Raw genomic sequence first — 21,699 nt, forward strand, 5'->3', positions numbered from 1 at the left:
CCGGACTAGCCGCGGGTACCGGTTGGTGCGGGCGGGCCGGCCGGTCTCGTATTTATCCTTTGCGGGGTGCTCGCCGGAACAGGCTTGATCGGAGCCCCGTCCTTGAGATTCCCGAGACCCTGGGTGATCACTTTTTCGCCCGGCGCCAGCCCCTGCGTGACGATCCAGTATGACCCCTCGGTTCGGTCGGCGACCACGATGCGCTGTACTGCGCGATCGCCCGAGCCGACGACGAACAAAGTAGCAGTGCCCTTGGGATCACGCGCGATCGCCTGCTGAGGAACGTAATAAGCAGTTCGGTCGATCGCTTGCGCGAACTGAGCGTTCACGAACATTCCCGGCAGCAGAAGGGCCTGCGAATTGGGGAAGCGGGCGCGGAGGGTCACCGTGCCTGTGTCCTGGTTGACCAGCACCTGGCTGAATTCCACGGTGCCGGTGAAGCCATAATCGGATCCGTCCGGCAGCTTGAGGCGGACCTGCGCGCTAGTCGGCACCGTGCCGCCGCGCGCAAGCGCATTGCGGAGCGCGAGCAGGTCGGCCGCCGATTGCTGGATGTCGACATAGACCGGGTCCAGACGCGTGATCGTGGTTAGCGCTTCAGGCTGGTTGGCTGTCACCAGCGCGCCTTCAGTGAAATTGGACAGCCCGATGCGCCCGCTGATCGGCGCCGGCACGCGGGTGAAGCGCTGGTTGATCTGCGCGCTCCGAAGCGCGGCATTGCTCTGCGCGACAGCGGCATCCGCCTGCCGCGCCTGAGCCACGGCGTCGGTGTAATCCTGCTTGGAGATCGCCTCCATGTCGGCGAGTGGCTTGTAGCGCGACGCCCTTGTCCGCGCCGCGACCGCGCTGGCCCGCGCGCTCTGGAGGTTAGCCTGAGCCTGAGCGGCCTGCGCGTTATAGATGCTAGGGTCGATCTGGTAGAGCGTTTGTCCCTGCTGAACGACCGATCCCTCGCGGAACAGACGCCGCTGGATGACGCCGGAGACCTGCGGGCGCACTTCGGAGACCTGGAAGGCGGCGACGCGACCCGGGAGCTGCTGCTCGATCGGAGCGCTTCCCGGCTGGACGACGACATAACCGACCTTCGTCGGGCCCTTTGGACCGCCGGCCCCGCCTTTGTCGGCACTGCTGCTGCCGCACGCCGCCAGCATCGCCGCTGCAGCGAGCGTTGCGATAGTGAGCGCGGGGCGCCGGCTAAGTGCCCGCATGTACATGAATTCACGATCTCCGACAGACCAGCAGCAGGCCGGCGCATTTGGACAATTCATTGTCGTTTGCAACCCAAGTGTGAAAAACTGAAGACAGCAGTGAGGTCAGCTTCGACAGAATCGCGCAGTCGCTCGACGAACGTGCCGGTCGTGCCGCCAGTGGACCGAATTGAGGCAGGGGTGCCGTCATCGTCGGCTTGACGCGCCCGCGCGAGCGTAGGAAAATGGCCGCGGAACCGAGCCGACGCCTTTCATGGGGGGCAAAGCGGCCGTGCTATCGATTGCGGGGGTCAGCATCGCGAATGGCGAAAGGATGCGCGCGCGCGTCCAGCGCTGGCGCGTGCCCGTCGTCTTCGCCGCCGCAGCGTCTGCCGCAATCGCCATCTCCAACGCTTATGCCCTGGGGCCGAGCACCTCGAACCAAGCGCAGCTCGCGCCACCGGCATCCGACCCGCAGCCCGTTCAATATCTTGGCGCAGCCCTCGATTCGCCCGTAGCGGTGCAGGCGCAGCCCGATGCCGACGCCCATGCCCAGCGCTTTACCGGGCGGGTCGGCGACGACCTCACCGCATCGCTGCAGAAAGCCGGCGTGCCGGAGCGCCAGGGCCGCGAATATGTGGCCATCCTCCGCCGAGCCATCGACCTCAACAACGGCCTCAGTGTCGACGACAAGTTCGACCTTGTGATCGAGCGCGACGACGAAGGCCAGCTTGCGCGCGTCCTCTACATCGGCCTCGACCGCATCGCCCGGGCCGACGTGGCGCTCCTGAAATGGACCGACGGCAAGCAAGTCATCTGGGTCAATGCCGATGGGGTCGGCGGCGAGAATGACGCCAGCATGCGCATGCCTGTCTCAGGTCAGGTGACCTCGCGCTTCGGCAACCGCTTCCACCCGATCCTTGGCCATGAGCGCTTCCACAAAGGCGTGGACCTGCGCGCGGCCGCGGGCACGCCGATCGTCGCCGCGGCGGACGGCAAGGTGGTCAGCGCCGGCTGGCACGGCGGCTACGGCAACCAAGTCCGCGTAATGCACAATGGCGGGCTCGAGACGACCTACGGCCACATGAGCCGCATCGCCGCCTGGGCAGGGGAGGCCGTCCGCCGCGGCCAAGTCATCGGCTATGTCGGCTCGACCGGCCTCTCGACCGGCCCGCACCTCCACTATGAGGTTCTGAAGAACGGGCGCCCGGTGAACCCGCTTGGGGTGAAGATGGCGAGCGGCCCCGCCCAGCTCGAAGGGGCGAAGCTGCACGCCTTCCATGACGAGCTCAGGAAGCTGCTGCTGCTCCCGAGCGCGGGATGATCTGATGGCGAGTAATGCGTCCCCGGTGCCCCGCTTCCGATTCCTGCCAAGGTCGAACGAGACAGCGAGCGATCTCGACTGGATCGTCCCCGGAATCGTCCTGACGGCGGCGCTCAGCGCGTTCAGCCTGACGTTGATGCCGGACCGCTCCGGCGTCCTTCCGGCGCTCATGCTCCTCCCGCTCTGGACCCTCGCGGCGGTCGGCATGGCGGCCTTCGCGATCATGCTCCTCACGCTGAAGATGATGGTCCAAGGAATAGAAGGGCCGCTGAAGATTTTCCGCGCCTATGCCGTCGAGAACCGCAAGGCTCTCGGCATCGCGTTCGTCGGAATCATCCTCACTGGCCTGAACATGATCGCCTTCATGTGGACCAAGCCGCTGCTCAACCATCTGGTCCCCTTTTGGGCGGACCCGCTGCTGGCGCGCATCGACCATAGCCTGTTCTTCACCGATCCGTGGCGGTTGCTCACCTTCCTCAACACGGACCCTTGGGCGATCTTCTATCATCGCGGCTGGTTCGCGCTGATGATCCTCATCCTGCTGAAGGTGCTGATGAGCCCCGCGTCCTCCGCGAAGACAGCGATACTCCTGACGTATTTCTTTCTGTGGTCGGTCTTCGGTCCAGTGGTGCACAGCCTGTTGCCCGCGGGCGGACCCGTCTTCTTCGGCCCGCTCGGCTACGGTCCCCAGTTCCAGGAGCTGCTGATGACTCCCAAAACGCGCGAAGTGGCCGGCTATCTTTGGGATGCCTACACGGGAACGGGCTTCGGCGCCGGCGCGGGCATTTCCGCCATGCCTTCGCTGCACATCGCGACGACCGCCTGGGTCGTGATCGCCACCGCCGTATTCGCCCGGAATTGGCTCGTCGTGGTGAGCATATTGTCGGCGCTCATCTTCCTACTCTCCGTGGCTCTCGGCTGGCACTATGCGGTCGACGGGCTGGTGGGAGGAGCCGCGGCGCTGGGGATATGGCGCATGAGTTTGTGGTTCGTACGGCCGCCACCCGAAGTGCGGCTCTAAGCATCATGCGCTACCTTTTGATTTTTCAGCTCGTTTTCGTCTTGGCTCTGTCATCGGTGAGCTCACGGCCGATTCCTTTTGAGTTTGCGCGGCCGATCTATGCGGCGGTGACGCTTTGGACGGCCGGTCTGGCGTTTCTTATTACGCGGACGGGATTGGGCTCCTTGTCGCACGAACACCCACTCGCGCGGTTTGGGTCTAGCCTGAAGGAAGAGTCCAAGATCGTAATCCGGGCATTTTGGCTGGCGCTTGTTCTCGGTTTTTCGATCGCCCTGCACGGTTGGGCGAAGTCGATGATCCCATACGTCACAACGTACTGGGCGGACCCGATCTTAGCCGACTTCGACAAATGGGTTTTTGGCCAAGACCCATGGCGGCTCTTTCGCTCCGAGTTGTTGGCGCCGGTCTACGCGACGGTCTACACGTCCTGGTTCGTCATCACTTTCGGTACCCTGGGACTCCTAGCGTTCAGCAAACGGGACCAGTCCCGAGTCTTATTCGCTTACTTCGCGACGCTGATAGTTTGCGGAACTTTAGGCCAATACATCCTGCCATCCGCTGGACCGATGTTTTACGAGCGCATCGGATTCGGGACCCGTTTCAATGAGCTAGTCCAGACGAACGATCCCATTTATACGATGTTCGCCGATTTCCTCTGGGACAATTACGCTGCTCATACCGCTAATATCGGAACAGGAATCAGTGCGATGCCTTCCATGCACGTCGGATTGGCCGCTTGGAGCGCGATCGCGCTGACAACCCTTTGGCGACCCCTGATAATCCCGGCTGTGATTTACGTTTTCCTCATCTGGTGCGCTTCAATCGCATCTGGATGGCATTATTCTTCCGATGGAGTTGTCTCCATTCTCGCGAGCATCCTGATTTGGAAGGTCTCTGACCCGCAGTGGTTTCGCATTGGGATTCCTGCGGCAATTTCTTTTCCGCGTCTTGGTCGAAGAGCAGCATTTGACGCTTTTGAGGATTGCTGAGTTAAGATGTCTGGCGCCGCCAACGCACGATCATCAAAAGCTCAATAAAAGGCACGATCCAGACAATTCGGCTTTGGTAGCGATTTTGAACGTCAGAGAGTGCCCCGGCCATTGCTGCATTCGCGAGCAGACTGATCGTGATCGCCCAGAGTAAGACGATGGCCTCAGCATCTCGCCTGCGATGCGCCAGCCAAAGGAACGGCAATAGCAATAGCAACGCCAGCGTCGTCCCAATTCCGACAACGCTGCCGATGAAAGGCTTGTGAAGCGTATCCCGGAGCTGACGTGAATTGTGGATGTTGTCTGCGACAGCAGGGTTAAACGCAATAAAGTTAGGAACCGAGCAATGGCTTGGGCACTTGTCGTTAAGAACAGCATAACTCACAAGCTGTCGCCCTGTCGCCGCGGCTGCGCTCGAAGCGAACCTCAGCGGATGCTCGCGAATGCTTCCCTTCGTCGCGACGCCGAGCATGTCGATCCACCGCCAATATTCTGCTGATGCGATCTGCTTTTGGATGTGTGGATACAATGGCGAGCGTTTCGACCAGAGGAGTTCCTGGCTGTCCTGGGGCAAGCTGTGCCTGATCGCGCACAGGGGGACGGGCGCGTCCGTGCCGCAATGATCTTCCAGCCAGAGCGGAACCAATCCGTCTTCGTTCAATCGTGCGAAAAGGAACCAAGATCCTGTGGGTGATATGGTCCAGCGGTCGAACATCAGGCCATTCGCAGTGATGTGCGCAGTGATGACCGAAGCAAGCATGACGACGGCCGCGAGCGTCTGCTTTGCAATCTCCTTTGGGGACGCTCCCATTAGTTTGGAGCCAAGGATCGTAGTGACTGCCGCGACTGCCGCAACACCCAGAAAGGTGTAATGCGTCAGCGCCATAAAGGCCGTTGCCAACCAAAGAAGAGCAGTGCCGGGTCGGTCGAAGTCGCGAGATGCCGCCAGCCACGTCAGCAATACTAGCGCACCCGCGAACGCGTCCGGCATGAGCTGTGCTGCATGCCAGGGCAGCGATGTTAGTGCACAGCAGAGAAGGACGATTGAGAATATTGCGAGAGGTGAGGCCCTTGGCGCTAGGCGCCTGGCGGTGGCAATTACAACGGCAGCAATGATCGCGCATTGCATCATCGCTATGACCCAGGGGCCAGCGCGGCCCGGCAGAAGGACCACGAAGGGTTTCATGAACAAGCCGTAGAAAGCCGACCGGTCGAGCGTCCACAAGTGCCCGTAGGCGACCTTCATGTAGGCGTCCGTATCCGGGAAAATGAGTGGAAAGCGATTGTAAATGGCGGGGATCATCAGCAGCATCGTTGCGGCGAAAAAGACCTCCGCTTGCGTCGTCCGGATTGTTCGCAGGTGCTGCATTTACTTTTGGACGCCTGCTTCGGTGATTTTTGGGTCCGAATGAACCAAAAGCACGAGGCAGACGATAGCCGCCAGCGGCACGGTATTCGGCCCTGAGTACCAACCGAAATATGTCGTTATTGGAAGGAAGCAGAGCACCCAAATTCCTGCCAGCGTCATCGGATGCGCTCGATCTGATGCGAGTGTCATCATCGGCAAAGCAAGAAAAAGCGAATCATAAGTAAAAATATATGGCGGTATTAGGAGGGCAGCCGCGGCTAGAATGGCAGCCCGGTTGCTCGACCCTTTTTCCCAGGCTCGCCATACAAGGGCGGCCGCGCAAACGGCGACTATCGTGTGGAGTGCGAGTGCGATGCGTTGATCGATTCCGATCGATCGCATCGCGGCGTAAGGGCTGGCGAGCTCGTTCCACGGCCAACGGCTGTCACCTAGGTAGCTAAGGTAGATAGGAATTATGCTCAGAAAGCCGCGATAAGTATCGAACCCGAGGACGACTGCGGCCAAAGCAAGAAGGCAGACAGCTGAAGCGGCACCCGAAAAGGCAGCTTTCCAATGACGTCCTGCGAGCAAAGCTATCGGTACGAGTATGGCAAGCTGCGGCTTCACGACGAGGAAGCCGAGGACGGCTCCGGCGGTCTTGGGCTTGCGGCGAATCAACGCCGTGCCCGCAAACAATATCGAGGAAGTAAGAAAGCCATTTTGTCCGATGAGGGAATTCGCGGCGATAGCTGGATGCGACGCTGCAAACGCGCACCCGCGCCTGCCGCCGGCCAAAATTGCCGACCCGATGAATGTCCCGAAGGTTAGACCGACCCAAAGAGTGAACGAGGGCGCAAAAGCCAAAAATCCGAATGGCGCGACGATAAGCAGGAAAGGGGGCGGATAAGGAAAGGGCAATACCCCTTCCATAGCGACGACACTGGTCTCCAAAGCGCGATGCGACGCAAGGTCGTACGAAAGAGCCGGAGTGCCTTCCACACTTAGTCGACCCGCCGCCCAAAAGCTCAGAAAGTCGATCGGATTGTGTAGGGTGTAGATGCTGAGGCTGGCAGCAATAGCCAGTAGGGCAAATATGACTGACCAAGCTACGGCGGCCGCGCGCAACCACCTCACAATTCAGGTTCCTGCATCAATTTCCCCAAACCCACGCATAGCGTGAGGTCAGCCTTGTCAAAAGTGGGAATGGAACTGGGGGGCTTCCGATCCATTTACCACGGCGTAAGATATTTTGGGGTAGGGCGTGAGTTAGAAAGGCAAAGCCACCCCGATGTTCGAGCAGCTCAGCAATTCAACGAGGGCCCGCTCCGCTGCTTTGCTGGTGGCCATAAACGGCGGCCTTGGCCGCATCCTTATTTACTGGATCGTTATCGCTGGGCTGGCTGCCGCTGCGCGCATCTCGTTTGCGCCTCATCCAATCACCGTCGCAAACGGAACCTTGGTATCGTACGCATTGCTGATCCTGTCCCCCGTAGCTTCGACCTTACTCGCGCTTCGCTGGTTCGCGGATGGCGATCGACTTGAGCAGCCACTGACGCGGTTGGCGCAGATCGGGTCTTGGCAAAAAGTAACAAGTCGCGAAGCCAAGCGGCATCCCCTTTATGGAGCTGGCGGCATCATGGTGTCTTTGCTCGTCGGCATGATGCTGAACGTGCCGGTCCGGGCTGCGGAATATCTCGCGGCGATGCCGCCGCTGCCCTCCGTCACGCCGTCCTGGTTGTCCGCGCTTCACTTCGCGATGACGCTGGATGTGGTCCTGTTCGGCAGCCTCTACATGATCGCCTTTGTCGCGGCGCTGCGCCGCGTGCCCCTGTTCCCCCGGCTGCTGCTGGCGATCTGGCTTGGCGATCTCGCCATGCAGCTGTTCACTGCGCACCTTGTGACGAGCGCGGGCGGACTGCCGACGGGCGTCGCGTCAGCCCTTCACAGCCTGCTAGAAGGCAATGTGAAGAAGGTGCTGATCAGCATGGCGCTGTGGTTGCCGTACCTGCTGCTTTCGACCCGGGTGAACATCACTTACCGGCACCGCCTGCCGGCCTGACCGGCGGGTCCCCGAGTCGGGATTCATCGCAAAAGCGTAACGAAATCCGCCGCTTGAGGGCGCGATTTGTAGTGTCGACTAGGCGACATCGTGTTCAAAAACGATACATTCCTGTTAACTCATCCCGGTTAACGCAACTTGACGGCGCAGAAAAAATCACAGCTAAATCAATCATTTGCTATTCATTCTTCACCTAACTTTCGTTAACCGTCTGTCAAAATGTTTAGTTGACAATTCGTTAATCGAGTCGCAGCCCTTTAGTCAGCTGAGCGCTCGGGGGGCTTAGCCGCGGTTTCTTTTTCTCGGTTCCAACGGCCGCGGCACGAGTTCAGCTGAACCTTCCTCCGATCGACGCGAAGCGTGAAGCCCATGCCGGGGGATTGGCATGGGTTCCTGAGGGAAGGAAATTAGTTATGAAGACGTTCATTAACATGCTGCGCGACGACGCCGGTGCGTCTGCCGCGGAATATGCGCTCATTCTCGCGATCGTCGGCTCGGCTCTCGCCATTGCCGCCATCGGCCTGGGTAACACCATTGCCGGCGCGATGAACAACGCAGCAAGCAAGATCAATTCCTGCCAGAGCGGTACCTGCTCGTAAGCAATTGATCGGGATGTGTTCGGCGGAGGTTTGATCCCTCCGCCGAGCCTTCTTCTCGGAGGGCGCCGATGCGATTTGTTCGGAACACTCGAGGCGCAACCGCCGCCGAGTATGCTCTCATTCTTGGAATCGTCGGGGCCGCAATCGCCGTCGCATCTCTATCGCTGGGCGGCGCGATTTCGGGCTCCATGAATATGGCAAGCGGCAGGATCCAAAACTGCGGAGGCAGTTGTTAATCAGCCACTTACGCCCGAGTCCAATCTGCGATAATAATACGGCCGGGGGGTCGGAACATGTTGTCACGACAAACGATCATCGCATTGGGGGTTGCAGTCGTCCTCGGGATTTTGGCGGTGTTTCTCGCCAACTCGTATCTGGTCGGCTCGCAGAGGAAGGCTGAGCTGGCCGGAACGACCAAGGTCGCGGTGGCGACTTCGCCGCTGACATACGGTACAGACGTGACGGCGGATAAGGTCCGCTTCGTCGACTATCCAAACACCGCAATTCCGCCGGGCGCATTCACCAATGCCGCCCAGCTGATGCCTGCGGGCAAGAAAAGGGTCGCCCTGATGGCGATCGGCGTAAACGAGCCGATTCTCGCTTCAAAGATCTCCGGGACGGGACAGGGCGCGTCGATCGCGGCCTTGCTGCCCGAAGGCATGCGCGCCGCGAGCGTACGCATCAACGACGTGTCCGGCGTCGCCGGCTTCGTCCAGCCGAACGACAGCGTCGATGTTCTCATCACGCGCGACGTTCCTGGCGGTGACCGCAAGACGCAAATGACGGACGTTCTGCTCCAAAACGTCCGCGTGATCGCTATCGATCAGCGCGCGAAGAATGCGGATGGTTCCGCCAAGGTCGCAAAGACCGCGACGCTGGAAGTCTCTCCGCTCGATGCGCAGAAGCTTGCGCTGGCCCAAGAGGTCGGCAGCCTGAGTCTCGTCCTTCGCAAACCCGGCGAGCAGAACAATCCCGTCGTGGAGACCATCAGCCTCAACGACCTTCGCTACAATATTTACGGCGGTGCCCGATATCCGGCACCCGCGGTGGTCGGCGCTTATGGCGGCGGGCTCGGCGGAGCGATCGCGGGCTCGATGAGCTCGGCGAGCAACCGCATCGCAAGCGCGACGGTCTCGCGGCCGGCTCGCAAGGCTCCGAGCAGGCCCGCCGCGCCTGCTCCAAAGAGCGTCCAGATCTATCGTGGCGTTGAAGGCAACGAAGTGAAGGTGGGGGGAAATGGGGCCTAAGGCATTGAGGGGGGCGGCATTAGCCGCGGCCGCACTCGCGGCCATCGTCGTCGCTCAACCCGCGGCGGCTCAGATCAGCGTTGCATCGGGCGTCAGTGCCGGTGAGCTGAACGTTCCAATCAACAAGAGCCAGGTGATTCGTGCCGACCGCGCTTATTCCAAGGCGCTGATTGGCAATCCGGAAATCGCCGACATCGTGCCGATCAGCGACACGTCGGTCTACGTGCTCGGCAAGAAGTATGGCACCACCAGCCTGACGCTCTACGATCGCGCAAACCGCCTGATCGCCGTGGTCGACGTCGTCGTCGGTCCGGATGTCATGACGCTGAAGCGCCAGCTGTCCGACCTGATGGTTGGGGACCAAGTGTCCGCCCGCATGTCGAACGACAGCGTGATCCTGGAAGGCATGGTGTCCAGCGCCGTCGCCGCGGATCGCGCGGTTCAGATTGCCGAGACTTATGCTCCGGGCAAGGTCGTCAACCTTCTCGGAATCGGCTCTTCGCAGCAGGTGATGCTGGAGGTCCGTTTCGCGGAAGTGAAGCGGTCCGCATTGAAGGAATTGGGTGTCGGCTGGTTCGTCAATGGCGACAAGACCAATGGCGTGATCGGCAACGAAGCCAGTTTGACCCCCGGTCCAGATGTTGATGTGGCTGTGCCACTTCCGGGGGGTGGCACAAGCTCGACGTCAATTCCGGGTCCAGGGAGATTCCGGCTAGGCTCAATCATCGACAGCTTCGCGATCATCTCCCGCACATTCAGGGCGTTTGGCGCGGACTTCAACGTCACGCTCGACGCTCTCGAGCGAAAAGGTGCGATCACGACGCTTGCCGAGCCGACACTGGTCGCACTTTCGGGAGAGACGGCGAGCTTCCTGGCCGGTGGCGAGTTCCCAATCCCCGTTTTGCAGGGCAGTACGACTGGAAATAGCACGAATGGCATCACCATCGAATTCAAGCCGTTTGGCGTCAGCCTTGCCTTCACGCCTACGGTTCTTGCCGATGGCGTAATCAACATGGTCGTCCAGCCGGAGGTCAGCCAGATTGACCCGAGCGCGTCGATCACGGTCAACAACCTCGTGATCCCGGGCCTACAGACCCGGCGCGCCAAGACCGTCGTCGAAATGCGCGACGGCGAATCCTTCGCCATGGCCGGACTCATTCGGAAGGACTTCCAGGACACGGTCAAACAGGTGCCTCTGCTCGGCTCCATTCCGATTATTGGGACGCTGTTCCGGTCGTCGGGCTTCCAGAACGACCAGACGGAACTGGTGATCATCGTGACGCCGCGGCTGGTTGCGCCCGCTCGTGCCGGGACGCTGAAGGATCCGGTCGCTCGGGCTGGCCCGCCTAACGAAGCCGACTTCTTCCTCAATGGCCGGACCGACATGGGCGTGCCACCTGGACCGCGTTCGATGGTTTCGCCGCCACCGCCGCCACCGCCGCCTCCAATCGCGCCGACCACGGGCGGCATGGCGCAGAAGCAGCCGTCAGGCTTCGAGAAGGATTACGGCCATGTCCTATAGGTTGATGCTTCTCGTCGCGACCTCGCTTGCGCTTGGTGGGTGTGCGACCATGTATTCTCACATTGGCGATGAGGATCCGTTGCAGGGCGAAGCGGTGCGCTACAACGCGGCCGTGCAGACTATCAATCCGGACCCGATCTACGCCGAGGGAGGGATGCAGCCCGGTGAGATGGGTGCGAAGGGCGTGGCAGGGGTCAACCGCTACCGCACCGACAAGGTCAACGACCGTCACACCAAGGAAGTGAACGCGGCCAAGGCGAGTACACTCAGCACGACGCAGGGTGTCGGCACGGGTGGCGGCGGCGGCCCACGCTAAGGATGAGGAGTCATGTGGCGCTCGGTTCAAAGGCTATGGAAGCGTACTGACGGCGCCGTCGCGCCTACCGTCGCTCTATCGCTGTTCGGCCTGATCGCCGCCGGTGGGATCGCATTCGATTATGCACGGCTTGCCGGCATGGACACCGAGCTCCAGCAGGCCGCTGACCAGGCCGCGCTCGCCGCAGTTACGCAGCTTGATCGCAGCGACGACGCAATCACGCACGCCGAAGCTTCGATCCAGGACGGGACTGCATCGAACCGCCTGGCACGCAACCTGACCCGCTTCGCGAACGACAGCGACGGCGTGTCTGTCGAGATCGAGAACATCACATTCTGCTCGGACTTCGACGACGGCGTGGCCGATACCGCTACGGCGTGCGATGTGACGACCGATCCCGCCGAAGCCCGCTTCGTATGGGTTCAGACGTCGATGCGAACGGCGAATTATGCGTTCACGCCGATTGTCCAGGCGCTGCGCGGAACATCTCATGCAGAAGCGGTCGCGGGCGTCGAATCTTCGATCTGCAATATCGCTCCGCTTTTCGTTTGCGCGCCGAGCGAGGATTTTCCGACCGAGGACGACATCGGCAAGGGATTGCTGATGAAGACGGGTGCCCAAAACGCCTGGTTCCCCGGAAACTATGGGTTCCTGGATCTCGGACCCGGTAACCCCGGCGTCGTGGACGCATTGCTCGGGCACGGGCTCAACGGCTGCCAGAAGATCGACGAGTCCAATACGGAGCCGGGCAACAAGAACGCGACCGACGCGATCAATACTCGGTTCGACATCTACGCCGGCGTGGGAGCCACCAACAGTCCGTCGATCTGTTCGGATACCGCCGAAGGCTCAGGCTGCCCCGACAAGGACGTCGGCAAGGACCTGTCGATGACCATGACTTATGAGTTCTCGCAGAACAAGAATTTGCCTGCGCCAACGAGCTCCGGAACGTGTGACAGCATAGCGACGGGGAACCAGGGCAATCCCAATCCCAAAATCACTTTCACGCCGTTCGCTCTGAATAGCAATGTCAAGGGAATGCCGCGCGACACGTGCCACTATACGGGCACCTGCGCCGACGGAAACTTCGGGGACAAGGTCTGGAATCGTGACGCATATTTCCTGGCCAATTATGGCTGGAATTCCGCGACCTGGCCAACGAATACCGGCTTGCCGTCGGACGCTACCCGGTACGAAGTGTACCAATGGGAAACCACTGCGTCGCCGTCAAAGCTGGTGTCCTATCAAGTGGGCGCAGATTCGCACCCCGCGACCAACCCCAAGATCACCGGCCAGACGGCAACCTACAGTACGACGCGCACTTGCGCCTATCGGAAGCCCAGGCAAGCCAAGGGCGCGGCCGACGAGGGCCGCCGAATCTTGCCGGTTGTTGCCGCCAATTGTGAGAGCTTGAACGGCAAGGAAACTTTGGATGAATTCCACGCGATCCGCGTGTTCAACGTGTTCCTGACCGAGCCTTCGATGAACCGCGCGGTTCCCGGCGTTACCGACGATAAGGAGATTTACGGCGAGGTCATCGGGCCGGCGGAGACCGTGGCTGGCGGAACAGGCTTCCAATATTATTCCCGTAACCGGCCGTACCTGGTGCGCTGATGCGGGTACTTCGATCCTTCATCCGCAACGATGACGGCGCGGCGGCTGCCGAGATGATGCTCGTCACGCCGATGCTTGTCATCCTGATGTTCGCGTCGGTGGAGATGGGGAACTATTTCCTCACCGAGCATGCGGTGATCAAGCAGGTCCGGGACGGTGCGCGTTATGCTTCGCGCCTGACAGTCGCGGATCCCTACAGCTGCACCGCCGGCTCGGACCTGTCCGGCGTCTTCGCCGACGGCAACGCCAGCACGGATATCATCAACGTCACGAAGACCGGATCGGTCGATGGCACGGCCCCCGGGCGGTTTGGCGATGGGACTTCCGCATTTTGGGCTGCTTGTTCGGGGTCCGCGGCACCGGTCTCAGTATCGGTTCGATGCGTAGACAAGGCCAGCTACGGGGGGATCTACACCACTCTCGACGGAGATATTGCGGTAGTCAAAGTACAGGCAGACGTACGCTATCCATCGTTGTTCGGATCACTCGGCTTCAACGCCGCGGGCCTGTGCATGCACGTTGCGAGCGAATCCGCGGTGTACGGGCTATGAGAAGCGTTCGTCAGCTAGCGGGCTGCCAGCGGGGGGCCAGCGGCGTGGAGTTCGCGCTCGTACTCCCGCTGCTGCTTATACTGCTGTTGGGCACGGTCGACGCGGGACGTTTCCTGTGGGAAGTGAACCGCGCAGAGAAAGCGACCCAGATGGGCGCACGCTACGCGGTGGTCACAAGCCCCGTCTCGACTGGACTCATAAACGCAGACTTTGAAAGCGCCGGACTCTCTGCAGGAGAGCTCATTCCCGCCGACACGATCGGGAAAGTGGAATGCACACGCGCGACGTGCACCTGCACGGATTGCGACGTGACTGTGGGCTCCGGCGTCGACACGACCAGATTCGACGCAATCGTTGCCCGAATGCAGGCAATGGATCCGGCCATCGAAGCTGACAAAGTCAAGGTGACCTATCGCGGCTCGGGCTTTGGCTTCGCTGGCGATAGCGGAGGCGGCGGCAGCGAAACCATGGAGATTTCACCGCTAGTGACGGTCTCCCTGACTGACATGGAATTCCGTCCGATCACGAGCTTGATGCTGGCGAATATTCCGCTGCCTGCTTTTTCGACGACGCTGACCGCTGAGGACGCGTCTGGTGCTTACTCCAACTAGGTAAGGTGATGACGTCCTTGAACCCCAACGAAACCGCGCGCAGCTGGAAGGCGAGCAAGAAGGAGCCCGCAGTGCAGCTGTTTCTGAGCGGCGTCGAAGGCGATGCGGCGTCGCTCGTGGACGCGCGCGTCGCGGGGTTCCCACTGAGCCTAAACATCGTACCTGCGTCGGACTGGATCGATCCGAACGACGTTTTGGATGCTGCGGCCGCGGTCGTGCAGGTCGACCTCGACACGCCGGCCTCGATGAAACGCTTCCAAGAGCTTGCCGACGCGGTGACGACACCGCTGATCGCGGCTGCGTACGAACCGCCGCTTGCTCTCGTCCGGTCGTTAGTTCGCGCCGGTGCGCATGACGTAGTGCCGCTCCCGCTCTCAATGGACGAACTCGAGACGTCCCTGGGTCCGATACGGACTGAGCTGGGGAAGCGCGAACGCGCCGCCGTTGCGAGGAATGCCAAGCTCGTGAGCGTGATAAAAAGTGTTGGCGGCGTGGGCGCCACGGCGTTGATGACGCAGCTGGCTGTCCGTTTCGCGGCGAACGAAAAGAAGCGCGGCCGCGAAGCCTGCCTCATCGACCTGGATGTCCAGTTTGGCGACATCGCGTTCCAGCTGGGCTTGCAGCCGCGCCTTACCCTTGTCGACCTGCTCGAAGCCGGTAAGCGCCTTGATGGCGACCTGTTGCGAGCGACGACCACGGAGCATGCGAGCGGGCTGAAGGTGATCGCAGCGCCGAGCGACATGATGCCGCTGGAAGGACTGTCGGCCGATCACATCCTGCAGATCGTCGACTTCGCGACGCGCGAGTTCGGCACGGTCTTCGTCGACCTTCCTTCGAACTGGACCAACTGGTCATTATCGCTCGTCGCGCGGTCCGACCTCGTCCTCCTGGTAACCGAGCTCACAGTCGCGGGGGTCAACCAAGCCAAGCGCCAGCTCAACCTGCTGAAGTCTCAGGAACTGGACAATGTCGAGGTACGCGTCGTCATCAACCGATACGACAAGGCAATGGCCCGCAGCGTCCGTCCGTCCGACGTTCGCGAGGCGCTCGGCCGCGACATCGCCTACACGATCAGCAACGATTTCACCTTGATGCGCGCCGCGATCGACCGCGGCGTGGCTATCGATGAGATCAAGCGCAAGACCGCGCTTGCAAAGGACCTCGACACCTTGGACGCCGGCGTAGCTGCCGCATTGGGCCTGGAGCGATAAGATGTGGCAGATACGTAAACCCGCGCCGACGCCAGCAGAGGATGCCGCCGAACGCGAACGGGAGCGCGAAGAGCATCGCCTAGTCACGCTCGGGGATGCGGGCGCGTTCAGCAAGCGCGACAAGCACACCGACCTCAAGGTCGAGCTCCACCAGCGCCTGCTGGAGCTGATCAATCTTCAGGCGCTCGAGCAGATGTCGCGCGAGCAGATCGAAGCCGAAGTCGGCGATATCGTCGCCGAGGAGCTGGCGAAGCAGAACCACGCGCTGAACCACGCCGAGCGCAAGCAACTCGTCGGCGATGTGCTGCACGAGCTTCTCGGCCTCGGACCGCTCGAGCCGCTGCTCAAGGACCCGACGATCACCGACATCCTCGTAAACGGATACGACCGCGTGTTCGTGGAGCGCTACGGCGTGCTGGAGATGAGCGCTGTCCGCTTCAAGGACGAGAAGCATCTCTTGCGCATCATCCAGAAGATCGTGTCGGCGGTCGGTCGCAGGATCGACGAATCCTCACCGATGGTGGATGCGCGCCTTGCCGATGGAAGTCGCGTCAACGCAGTGGTCCCGCCGCTGTCGATCGACGGATCGCTACTGTCCATTCGTAAGTTCGCGCGGATCCCGATCAGCCTCGAGCGCCTGATCGAGATCGGCAGCGTCCCCATCCAGGTTGCTGAAGTGCTGAAGGCGATCGTCGGATCACGCAGGAACGTCCTGATTTCAGGGGGCACCGGATCCGGTAAAACGACTTTGCTCAATGCCATGTCCGCTTTCATCGACGGACGTGAGCGTATCGTAACGATCGAGGATTCCGCCGAACTCCAGCTGCAGCAAGATCACGTCGTTCGTCTGGAGACACGCCCGCCAAACATCGAAGGGAAAGGCGAGGTCCCACAGCGAGATCTCGTCAAGAACGCGCTTCGCATGCGTCCCGACCGTATCATCGTGGGCGAGGTACGCGCCGGCGAGGCCTTCGATATGCTCCAGGCCATGAACACCGGTCACGACGGCTCGATGACCACGATCCACGCGAATACGACCCGCGACGCATTGTCTCGCGTAGAGCAGATGATCGGCATGAGCGGGATCGAGATCCCTGCGCGCTCGGCGCGCGCTCAAATCGCTTCCGCGATCAATGTCGTCGTTCAAGTAGCGCGTCTCGCCGATGGCCGCCGCAAGCTCATCAGCATCTCCGAGTTGACCGGAATGGAGGGCGACGTAATCACGATGCAGGAGATCTTCCGCTATCGTCAGACGGGCGTGAGCCAGGACGGCGTCGTGCAGGGGCGGTTCGAGGCCACCGGCATCCGCCCGCGGTTCCTCGACCAGGTCATGGCGCACGGCATTACCCTTTCCGCGGATCTGTTCCGCCCTGACGCGAAGTTCGACGGATGAGCCCGATCTGGATCCGCGCGCTGGTGCTCGCATGCACCTTCGGAGCAGTCGCTCTTGCAGCCGAAGCGCTGTTGCGTTGGTACCTCAGCAACCGCGCCGGCGGTAAAGCGGTCAACCTTCGCCTGCAAATGATCGGCATGGGCAGGACAACCGGCGAGACGATGAACTTGCTGCGCAGACAGAATTCGTCCGTGCCGCAGGGATTGCCCCCGCTCATGGATCGATATGCGCACAAGTTCGAACGCATGCTGATGCAGGCGCAGGTGACCGCGCCGACCGGACGGATAATGCTGACTATTCTGATTGCGCCGGTCGCGATTTTCTTCGTCATGCTGCTGTTGATGGCGACGTGGTGGGGCATTGGCATCAGCTCGGGCCGTATCCTGATCAGCGCGACTTTCGCGCTGCTTCTGGGAGCGATGCTTCCGCTGATGTTCTTCAACTTCAAGGCGACGCGCACTCGCAAGAAGATGGAAGAGCAGTTCCCGGTGGCGCTGGATGTCTTCGTCCGCGGGCTGAGAGCGGGTCACCCGATCGCAGCGGCGCTCGATCTTCTGACCGTTGAGATGCCCGATCCGATCGGTTCGCAATTTGGACTGGCTGTCGACGAAGTGACCTACGGCGCCGAGTTGCGGGATGCCTTGCAGAACATGGCCGAGCGTTGGGACCTGGACGATATGCGAATGTTCGTCGTTTGCCTGTCGGTCCAAAATGAGACCGGTGGAAATCTCGCCGAAATTCTGGAGAATCTTTCGAGAGTTATTCGAGAACGACATTCGATGATGCTCAAGGTTCGGGCGCTTTCAAGCGAAGGACGCATGACCGGTATCATGCTCACGGTACTGCCCGTGCTCACCTTTGTCGGCCTGTTCTTGATGAACTCGCACTTCTTCCTCGATGTCGCAGACGATCCCTGGTTCATTCCCGGCTTCGGGATGCTGATCATATTGTATTTCATTGGGTTCTTCACGATCCGCAAAATGGTGGATTTAAAGGTCTAGGCGATGCTCGAATTGCTAACGGAAAACACGACGCTGAGGATGCTGCTCCTTCTGCTGCTGTTCGCAGCAGTGGCGGTCGTCGCGTACTTTGTCACGGCTGCCGTGGGCGATCAGCAGCATGCGCGCCGCAGGCTCCTTGAGACCGGTTCGGGGACGAGCGGAACCGCCACTCTGGGCTCATTGCGCACGGACCGCGTTCAGAGCGCCTGGTTGAAGCTCGTCAACTCGGTCGAGAAGCACGGGCTCAGCCTCGTGGACACGAAGGATGCCTCGCTTAGGCAGATGCTCGTCGCGGCGGGTTTCACAGCGGATTACGCGCCGCGCGTATACACGCTCGTGCGCCTCGTCTTGGTGATTGTCCTGCCGGTAACGCTGCTGCTCTTTTATTGGGCGACAGGGGCCAGCCCGACCATGTTCAGGCTGTACCTGACGTTGATGATCGCGGCGGCGCTGGGACTTTATATCCCCAATCTGTTCGTGCGGGCGCGCGCAGATCGCCGGCGGCGCGAAATCATCAATGCCTTTCCCGATGCGCTCGACCTGCTCCTAGTTTGCGTAGAGGCGGGGCTGGGACTGGAAGCCGCCTTTGCGCGCGTGGGCATGGAAATGACGACGTCGCACCCGCGGCTTGCCGAGCAGTTCGGCGCCGTGGTCCTGGAGCTTCGGGCCGGTCGAAGCCACGAGGATGCTTTGCGGCGGATGGCGGACAGGGCAGGGGCGGACGAAATCCGCGCCTTTGCGACCCTGCTCATCCAATCGACGAAACTTGGGTCATCGATTGCACAGACGTTGCGGATTTACGCGGCGGAGATGCGCGAGAAGCGCCGCATGCGGGCGGAAGAGAAAGCGCACCGGCTTCCGGTGCTCATCTCGATTCCGCTCGTCGCGTGCATGCTGCCGTGCATGATCGGGGTGCTCATGCTGCCCGCCGCGATTCGCGTCGTTCGAGCGATTCTGCCGGCACTGCAAGGAGGCTGAGGTGCATAGGGGGGGTAAGCTAATCCTGTGTTCGAGCGCGCTGTCGCTGCTGACGGCATGCGTGGCGGACAATGGCCAACTGAACGTCCGCGCCATCGCGGACCCGTTCACCAAGGCCACCAAGAGCGGCAATCCGATGGTCATCGAGGGCCGGAACCTGCTCGCGCTCGGGAGCGTCGGAATCGCGCTGGAGGCCTTTCGGAAGGCCCAGCGCGAACAGCCGGACAATATCGAGGCCATTGCGGGAATTGCCGAATGCTATGAGCGCATGGGCCGCTATGACGTTGCTCGGAGCAAGTATGAGGAGGCGCTCGCGATAGCGCCGAACAATCCGGTGCTCCTGAACACATTTGCGGCATCTCTCGAGCGGCAGGGCCTGCGCGCACAAGCACAGGAATTGCGGGCCGAGGCGAACGAAGCCGAGGCGGCAAGCGTCGCGGCGCTCACGGCCAGCGCAGCTCAGGCCAGCGCGGTTCTTTCACCTCCGCCGCCTCCAAAGCTGGCGAAGGCGATCCCATCGGCTCGGCAGCCGGCCAGCGCAGCGGCTTCGCCGCCGATCGCGAGGGTCGCACAGGTCGCTCCTTCAATGTCGCAACTGGCCACGGCAACTCCGCCACAGGTTGTCGCGAGGGTGGCCCAGGCCGCTCCTCCCATACCGGCAAAGCCAGCTGCTCCGCCGGTGGTCGTGGCGGTCAAGCAGGCCACGCCTGCGGCTCCGAAACCAATAGCTCAGGCGCTGTCCAAAGCCGAGCCGGTTAGCGTGACCACCTGGACGTTCGAACCGTCGCCGGTCTCGATGTCCAGCGCTTCGCCCACTGCCAGGGCACATGCGCTCTCGGCGGACTCAGTGACGATCAAAGTGGCAAGGGATCAGGAACCGACGGCCGTCGCGAAGCCGGTTGCGACCAGCGCCGAGCCCCTTCGCGTTGCGCAGGCGCCGCAGCCTTCGATCACGGCACGGGTGAGGGCGCTTTTGGAAGCAGCACGCGCGGAGCCGCGACTGGAAAGATTGTCGCCGGGCGAGGTGGCGCTGGTCACGAGGGGCGGGCCGATCTGGAGGCCGCAGGTTGTGGCGCAGAGCCGCCAGAGCGTTACCGTGCGTTTCGTTCCGCTTCAGCAGGCTCCCGGTGTTGCGAACATTCGCGTGCTCAATGCTGCGCGGCGCGAAGGCATCGCTGCCCGGACACGGCAAGTCCTTTTGGATCGCGGTTGGCGGAAGATTCAGATCGGCGACGCGCCCGGCGTGCGTGAAAGCAGTCTGGTTCTTTATCCGGCAAATCGTAGGGCGCTGGGCCGCAGTCTCGCAGCGCAATTCGGGTTCCGCAGCGCGGTCAGCAATGAAGCGAAAGAGCTGGTCGTGCTGATCGGGCGGGACGCCGCTGTTGGGTCGAGCGGTCGATCGAAGGCATGATCGCCGCCCTGGTGGCGATCGCGGCAGCGGTCGCCGAGCCTTCTACTCCCGCAGTTCAAGCGCCGCCAAGCCGGCTGGAGGAGGCCTCTCGCGCCCTGGAAGCAGGGAGGCTCGAACAAGCCAGGCTTATGATCCTGCAAGCCGTCGCGAGCGGGCAGAAAGGCGCGGCGATCGATCGGCTTACCGCGGATCTGGCGTTCGCGTCGGGCAAGGACGCGCAGGCGCTCGCCGGCTATGAACAGCTGATCGCTTCCGGCGAGACGCGAGGTCCTATTTTCGAGCGCGCTGGCATAGCCGCGCTGCGCCTTGGCGATGAGCAAAAAGCCCTTCCATTGATTTCGAAGGCCATAGAAGCGCCCAATGCGAGCTGGCGCGCGTGGAATGCGCGTGGGGTCATTGCAGACCGGCAACGGGACTTTGCAGCGGCGGACGATGCTTATCGGCACGCGCTCTCCCTGTCGCCCGATCGCGCTGAGATCGCAAACAACAGGGGCTGGTCGCAGCTGCTCCGTGGCAATTGGAGCGATGCGGTCCAAGATTTTGAGCGAGCCGCGGCAACCATGGGCGGTAGCAACATGCGTGTTGCGAACAATCTCGAGCTGGCTCGGGCCGCTCTCGCAAGCGAACTTCCCCAGCGCCGGCGGAACGAGACTGATTCCGACTGGGCAGCGCGGCTGAACGACGCCGGAGTGGCAGCATCGATCATGGGCGACCAGAAGCGGGCTGTCGCAGCCTTTACGCAGGCACTGGAGGCCAGCGAGCAGTGGTATGTGCGTGCCGCGAATAATCTCGAGGGAATGACAGCCAGCCGATGAACCTAGTTGCGTCGGCCCCCCTGTGGCTTCTCATCATCCTCGCCGCTCTGATCATCGCCGCTGCGGTCGAGGATACGCTGCGCCTTCGTATTTCGAACTTCACCTGTGCCGGGGTCCTAATCCTGGCGATCGTAGCGATGTTCGCTTCGGGGTTCTCCGTTTCGCTTTGGCAAAATGCCGCCGTGTTCGCGGCGCTGCTCATCGTTGGGACTTTAGTGTTCGCCACGGGTCAAATGGGCGGCGGCGACGTAAAGCTTCTGGCCGCACTCGGAGCATGGGTGAACTTGAAGGGCGGCGTGTGGCTGGTGACCACGGTCTTTCTCGCAGGAGGATTGCTCGCTCTCGGCTTCATCGTCGCTCGTGTGATTAGGGGCAAGCCGATCAAGCGCGCTGCGAAGGGCGGTGTTCCTTATGGTCTCGCGATCGCGGCCGGCGCCGGTCTTACTTTCGCCGTCCAGAGGGGCTTACTTTAAGGCCTGAGCCTGCTCGCTCCGGAAGCGCG

Annotated in this window: 21 protein-coding genes; 18 read left to right on the forward strand and 3 right to left on the reverse strand. The window is 61.6% G+C overall.

The features are described from left to right. Positions 1 to 5: 5 nt before the first annotated feature. The gene (locus LZ538_RS08930; protein ID WP_249832195.1) at positions 6 to 1,208 is read right to left on the reverse strand and encodes an efflux RND transporter periplasmic adaptor subunit; all 1,203 of its coding nucleotides are present in this window, start codon (positions 1,206 to 1,208) and stop codon (positions 6 to 8) included. A gap of 253 nt (positions 1,209 to 1,461) precedes the next feature. On the opposite strand from LZ538_RS08930, the gene LZ538_RS08935 reads away from it, so the two are divergent. From LZ538_RS08935 to LZ538_RS08945, 3 genes are read left to right on the forward strand one after another with little or no spacing between them, the layout of a single operon-like run. Next, entirely contained in the window at positions 1,462 to 2,511 is a 1,050-nt protein-coding gene (locus LZ538_RS08935) for a M23 family metallopeptidase (protein WP_249831675.1), read from the forward strand. Positions 2,512 to 2,536: 25 nt separating this feature from the next. After that, complete coding sequence (locus LZ538_RS08940) at positions 2,537 to 3,532, forward strand: phosphatase PAP2 family protein (protein WP_249831676.1); 996 nt, start codon at positions 2,537 to 2,539, stop codon at positions 3,530 to 3,532. A gap of 5 nt (positions 3,533 to 3,537) precedes the next feature. After that, on the forward strand, positions 3,538 to 4,521 hold the full coding sequence (locus LZ538_RS08945) for a phosphatase PAP2 family protein (protein ID WP_249831677.1): 984 nt from the start codon (positions 3,538 to 3,540) through the stop codon (positions 4,519 to 4,521). Position 4,522: 1 nt separating this feature from the next. Here the strand turns inward: LZ538_RS08945 and LZ538_RS08950 are convergent, their stop codons facing one another. Continuing rightward, positions 4,523 to 5,512: a hypothetical protein gene (locus LZ538_RS08950; RefSeq protein WP_249831678.1), complete on the reverse strand. Its 990-nt coding sequence runs from the start codon at positions 5,510 to 5,512 to the stop codon at positions 4,523 to 4,525. A gap of 378 nt (positions 5,513 to 5,890) precedes the next feature. Further along, the gene (locus tag LZ538_RS08955) at positions 5,891 to 6,994 is read right to left on the reverse strand and encodes a glycosyltransferase family 87 protein (RefSeq protein WP_249831679.1); all 1,104 of its coding nucleotides are present in this window, start codon (positions 6,992 to 6,994) and stop codon (positions 5,891 to 5,893) included. 163 nt (positions 6,995 to 7,157) lie between these two features. Between LZ538_RS08955 and LZ538_RS08960 the strand changes: the two genes are divergently transcribed. From LZ538_RS08960 to LZ538_RS09035, 15 genes are all read left to right on the forward strand, one after another. Next, a complete protein-coding gene (locus LZ538_RS08960) occupies positions 7,158 to 7,928 on the forward strand; it encodes a DUF2569 domain-containing protein (RefSeq protein WP_249831680.1) in 771 nt (256 codons plus the stop codon). Positions 7,929 to 8,341: 413 nt separating this feature from the next. Continuing rightward, the gene (locus LZ538_RS08965) at positions 8,342 to 8,527 is read left to right on the forward strand and encodes a Flp family type IVb pilin (RefSeq protein ID WP_249831681.1); all 186 of its coding nucleotides are present in this window, start codon (positions 8,342 to 8,344) and stop codon (positions 8,525 to 8,527) included. A 293-nt stretch (positions 8,528 to 8,820) separates the two neighbouring features. Beyond that, entirely contained in the window at positions 8,821 to 9,774 is a 954-nt protein-coding gene (cpaB, locus tag LZ538_RS08975; RefSeq protein ID WP_249831683.1) for a Flp pilus assembly protein CpaB, read from the forward strand. Further along, entirely contained in the window at positions 9,764 to 11,296 is a 1,533-nt protein-coding gene (locus LZ538_RS08980; RefSeq protein WP_249831684.1) for a type II and III secretion system protein family protein, read from the forward strand. Before cpaB ends, LZ538_RS08980 begins: the two co-directional genes overlap by 11 nt. Further along, complete coding sequence (locus tag LZ538_RS08985) at positions 11,286 to 11,612, forward strand: hypothetical protein (RefSeq protein ID WP_249831685.1); 327 nt, start codon at positions 11,286 to 11,288, stop codon at positions 11,610 to 11,612. The genes LZ538_RS08980 and LZ538_RS08985 overlap by 11 nt, the downstream gene beginning before the upstream one ends. 12 nt (positions 11,613 to 11,624) lie before the next feature. Next, on the forward strand, positions 11,625 to 13,226 hold the full coding sequence (locus tag LZ538_RS08990) for a pilus assembly protein TadG-related protein (protein WP_249831686.1): 1,602 nt from the start codon (positions 11,625 to 11,627) through the stop codon (positions 13,224 to 13,226). Further along, positions 13,226 to 13,777, forward strand: a complete 552-nt coding sequence (locus LZ538_RS08995) for a TadE/TadG family type IV pilus assembly protein (protein ID WP_249831687.1) — start codon at positions 13,226 to 13,228, stop codon at positions 13,775 to 13,777. The genes LZ538_RS08990 and LZ538_RS08995 overlap by 1 nt, the downstream gene beginning before the upstream one ends. 44 nt (positions 13,778 to 13,821) lie before the next feature. Beyond that, a complete protein-coding gene (locus LZ538_RS09000; protein ID WP_249831688.1) occupies positions 13,822 to 14,388 on the forward strand; it encodes a TadE/TadG family type IV pilus assembly protein in 567 nt (188 codons plus the stop codon). 71 nt (positions 14,389 to 14,459) lie between these two features. Beyond that, complete coding sequence (locus LZ538_RS09005; RefSeq protein ID WP_249831689.1) at positions 14,460 to 15,599, forward strand: CpaE/TadZ family protein; 1,140 nt, start codon at positions 14,460 to 14,462, stop codon at positions 15,597 to 15,599. A 1-nt stretch (position 15,600) separates the two neighbouring features. Next, positions 15,601 to 16,992, forward strand: a complete 1,392-nt coding sequence (locus LZ538_RS09010; RefSeq protein WP_249831690.1) for a TadA family conjugal transfer-associated ATPase — start codon at positions 15,601 to 15,603, stop codon at positions 16,990 to 16,992. Then, positions 16,989 to 17,993 carry a type II secretion system F family protein gene (locus tag LZ538_RS09015; RefSeq protein ID WP_249831691.1) on the forward strand — a complete coding sequence of 335 codons (1,005 nt, stop codon included), beginning with the start codon at positions 16,989 to 16,991 and terminating at the stop codon, positions 17,991 to 17,993. The genes LZ538_RS09010 and LZ538_RS09015 overlap by 4 nt, the downstream gene beginning before the upstream one ends. Positions 17,994 to 17,996: 3 nt before the next feature. After that, positions 17,997 to 18,971: a type II secretion system F family protein gene (locus LZ538_RS09020; protein ID WP_249831692.1), complete on the forward strand. Its 975-nt coding sequence runs from the start codon at positions 17,997 to 17,999 to the stop codon at positions 18,969 to 18,971. 1 nt (position 18,972) lies between these two features. Further along, a complete protein-coding gene (locus LZ538_RS09025; RefSeq protein WP_249831693.1) occupies positions 18,973 to 20,382 on the forward strand; it encodes a LytR C-terminal domain-containing protein in 1,410 nt (469 codons plus the stop codon). After that, complete coding sequence (locus LZ538_RS09030; RefSeq protein WP_249831694.1) at positions 20,379 to 21,197, forward strand: tetratricopeptide repeat protein; 819 nt, start codon at positions 20,379 to 20,381, stop codon at positions 21,195 to 21,197. Before LZ538_RS09025 ends, LZ538_RS09030 begins: the two co-directional genes overlap by 4 nt. Further along, positions 21,194 to 21,670: an A24 family peptidase gene (locus LZ538_RS09035; RefSeq protein ID WP_249831695.1), complete on the forward strand. Its 477-nt coding sequence runs from the start codon at positions 21,194 to 21,196 to the stop codon at positions 21,668 to 21,670. The genes LZ538_RS09030 and LZ538_RS09035 overlap by 4 nt, the downstream gene beginning before the upstream one ends. Positions 21,671 to 21,699 lie beyond the last annotated feature (29 nt).

The organism is Sphingomonas hankyongi, from assembly GCF_023516575.1.
Classification (GTDB): Bacteria; Pseudomonadota; Alphaproteobacteria; order Sphingomonadales; family Sphingomonadaceae; genus Sphingomicrobium; species Sphingomicrobium hankyongi.

Bases quoted from the DNA above. Each gene is read 5' to 3' on its own strand.
- LZ538_RS09010 (WP_249831690.1), top strand. From the start codon at position 15,601: ATGTGGCAGATACGTAAACCCGCGCCGACGCCAGCAGAGGATGCCGCC.
- LZ538_RS08950 (WP_249831678.1), bottom strand. From the start codon at position 5,512: ATGCCGGACGCGTTCGCGGGTGCGCTAGTATTGCTGACGTGGCTGGCG.
- LZ538_RS08945 (WP_249831677.1), top strand. From the start codon at position 3,538: ATGCGCTACCTTTTGATTTTTCAGCTCGTTTTCGTCTTGGCTCTGTCA.
- LZ538_RS09020 (WP_249831692.1), top strand. From the start codon at position 17,997: ATGCTCGAATTGCTAACGGAAAACACGACGCTGAGGATGCTGCTCCTT.
- cpaB (WP_249831683.1), top strand. From the start codon at position 8,821: ATGTTGTCACGACAAACGATCATCGCATTGGGGGTTGCAGTCGTCCTC.
- LZ538_RS09030 (WP_249831694.1), top strand. From the start codon at position 20,379: ATGATCGCCGCCCTGGTGGCGATCGCGGCAGCGGTCGCCGAGCCTTCT.
- LZ538_RS08930 (WP_249832195.1), bottom strand. From the start codon at position 1,208: ATGCGGGCACTTAGCCGGCGCCCCGCGCTCACTATCGCAACGCTCGCT.
- LZ538_RS08995 (WP_249831687.1), top strand. From the start codon at position 13,226: ATGCGGGTACTTCGATCCTTCATCCGCAACGATGACGGCGCGGCGGCT.
- LZ538_RS08990 (WP_249831686.1), top strand. From the start codon at position 11,625: ATGTGGCGCTCGGTTCAAAGGCTATGGAAGCGTACTGACGGCGCCGTC.
- LZ538_RS09035 (WP_249831695.1), top strand. From the start codon at position 21,194: ATGAACCTAGTTGCGTCGGCCCCCCTGTGGCTTCTCATCATCCTCGCC.
- LZ538_RS08985 (WP_249831685.1), top strand. From the start codon at position 11,286: ATGTCCTATAGGTTGATGCTTCTCGTCGCGACCTCGCTTGCGCTTGGT.
- LZ538_RS08960 (WP_249831680.1), top strand. From the start codon at position 7,158: ATGTTCGAGCAGCTCAGCAATTCAACGAGGGCCCGCTCCGCTGCTTTG.
- LZ538_RS08980 (WP_249831684.1), top strand. From the start codon at position 9,764: ATGGGGCCTAAGGCATTGAGGGGGGCGGCATTAGCCGCGGCCGCACTC.
- LZ538_RS08935 (WP_249831675.1), top strand. From the start codon at position 1,462: ATGGGGGGCAAAGCGGCCGTGCTATCGATTGCGGGGGTCAGCATCGCG.
- LZ538_RS08965 (WP_249831681.1), top strand. From the start codon at position 8,342: ATGAAGACGTTCATTAACATGCTGCGCGACGACGCCGGTGCGTCTGCC.
- LZ538_RS09015 (WP_249831691.1), top strand. From the start codon at position 16,989: ATGAGCCCGATCTGGATCCGCGCGCTGGTGCTCGCATGCACCTTCGGA.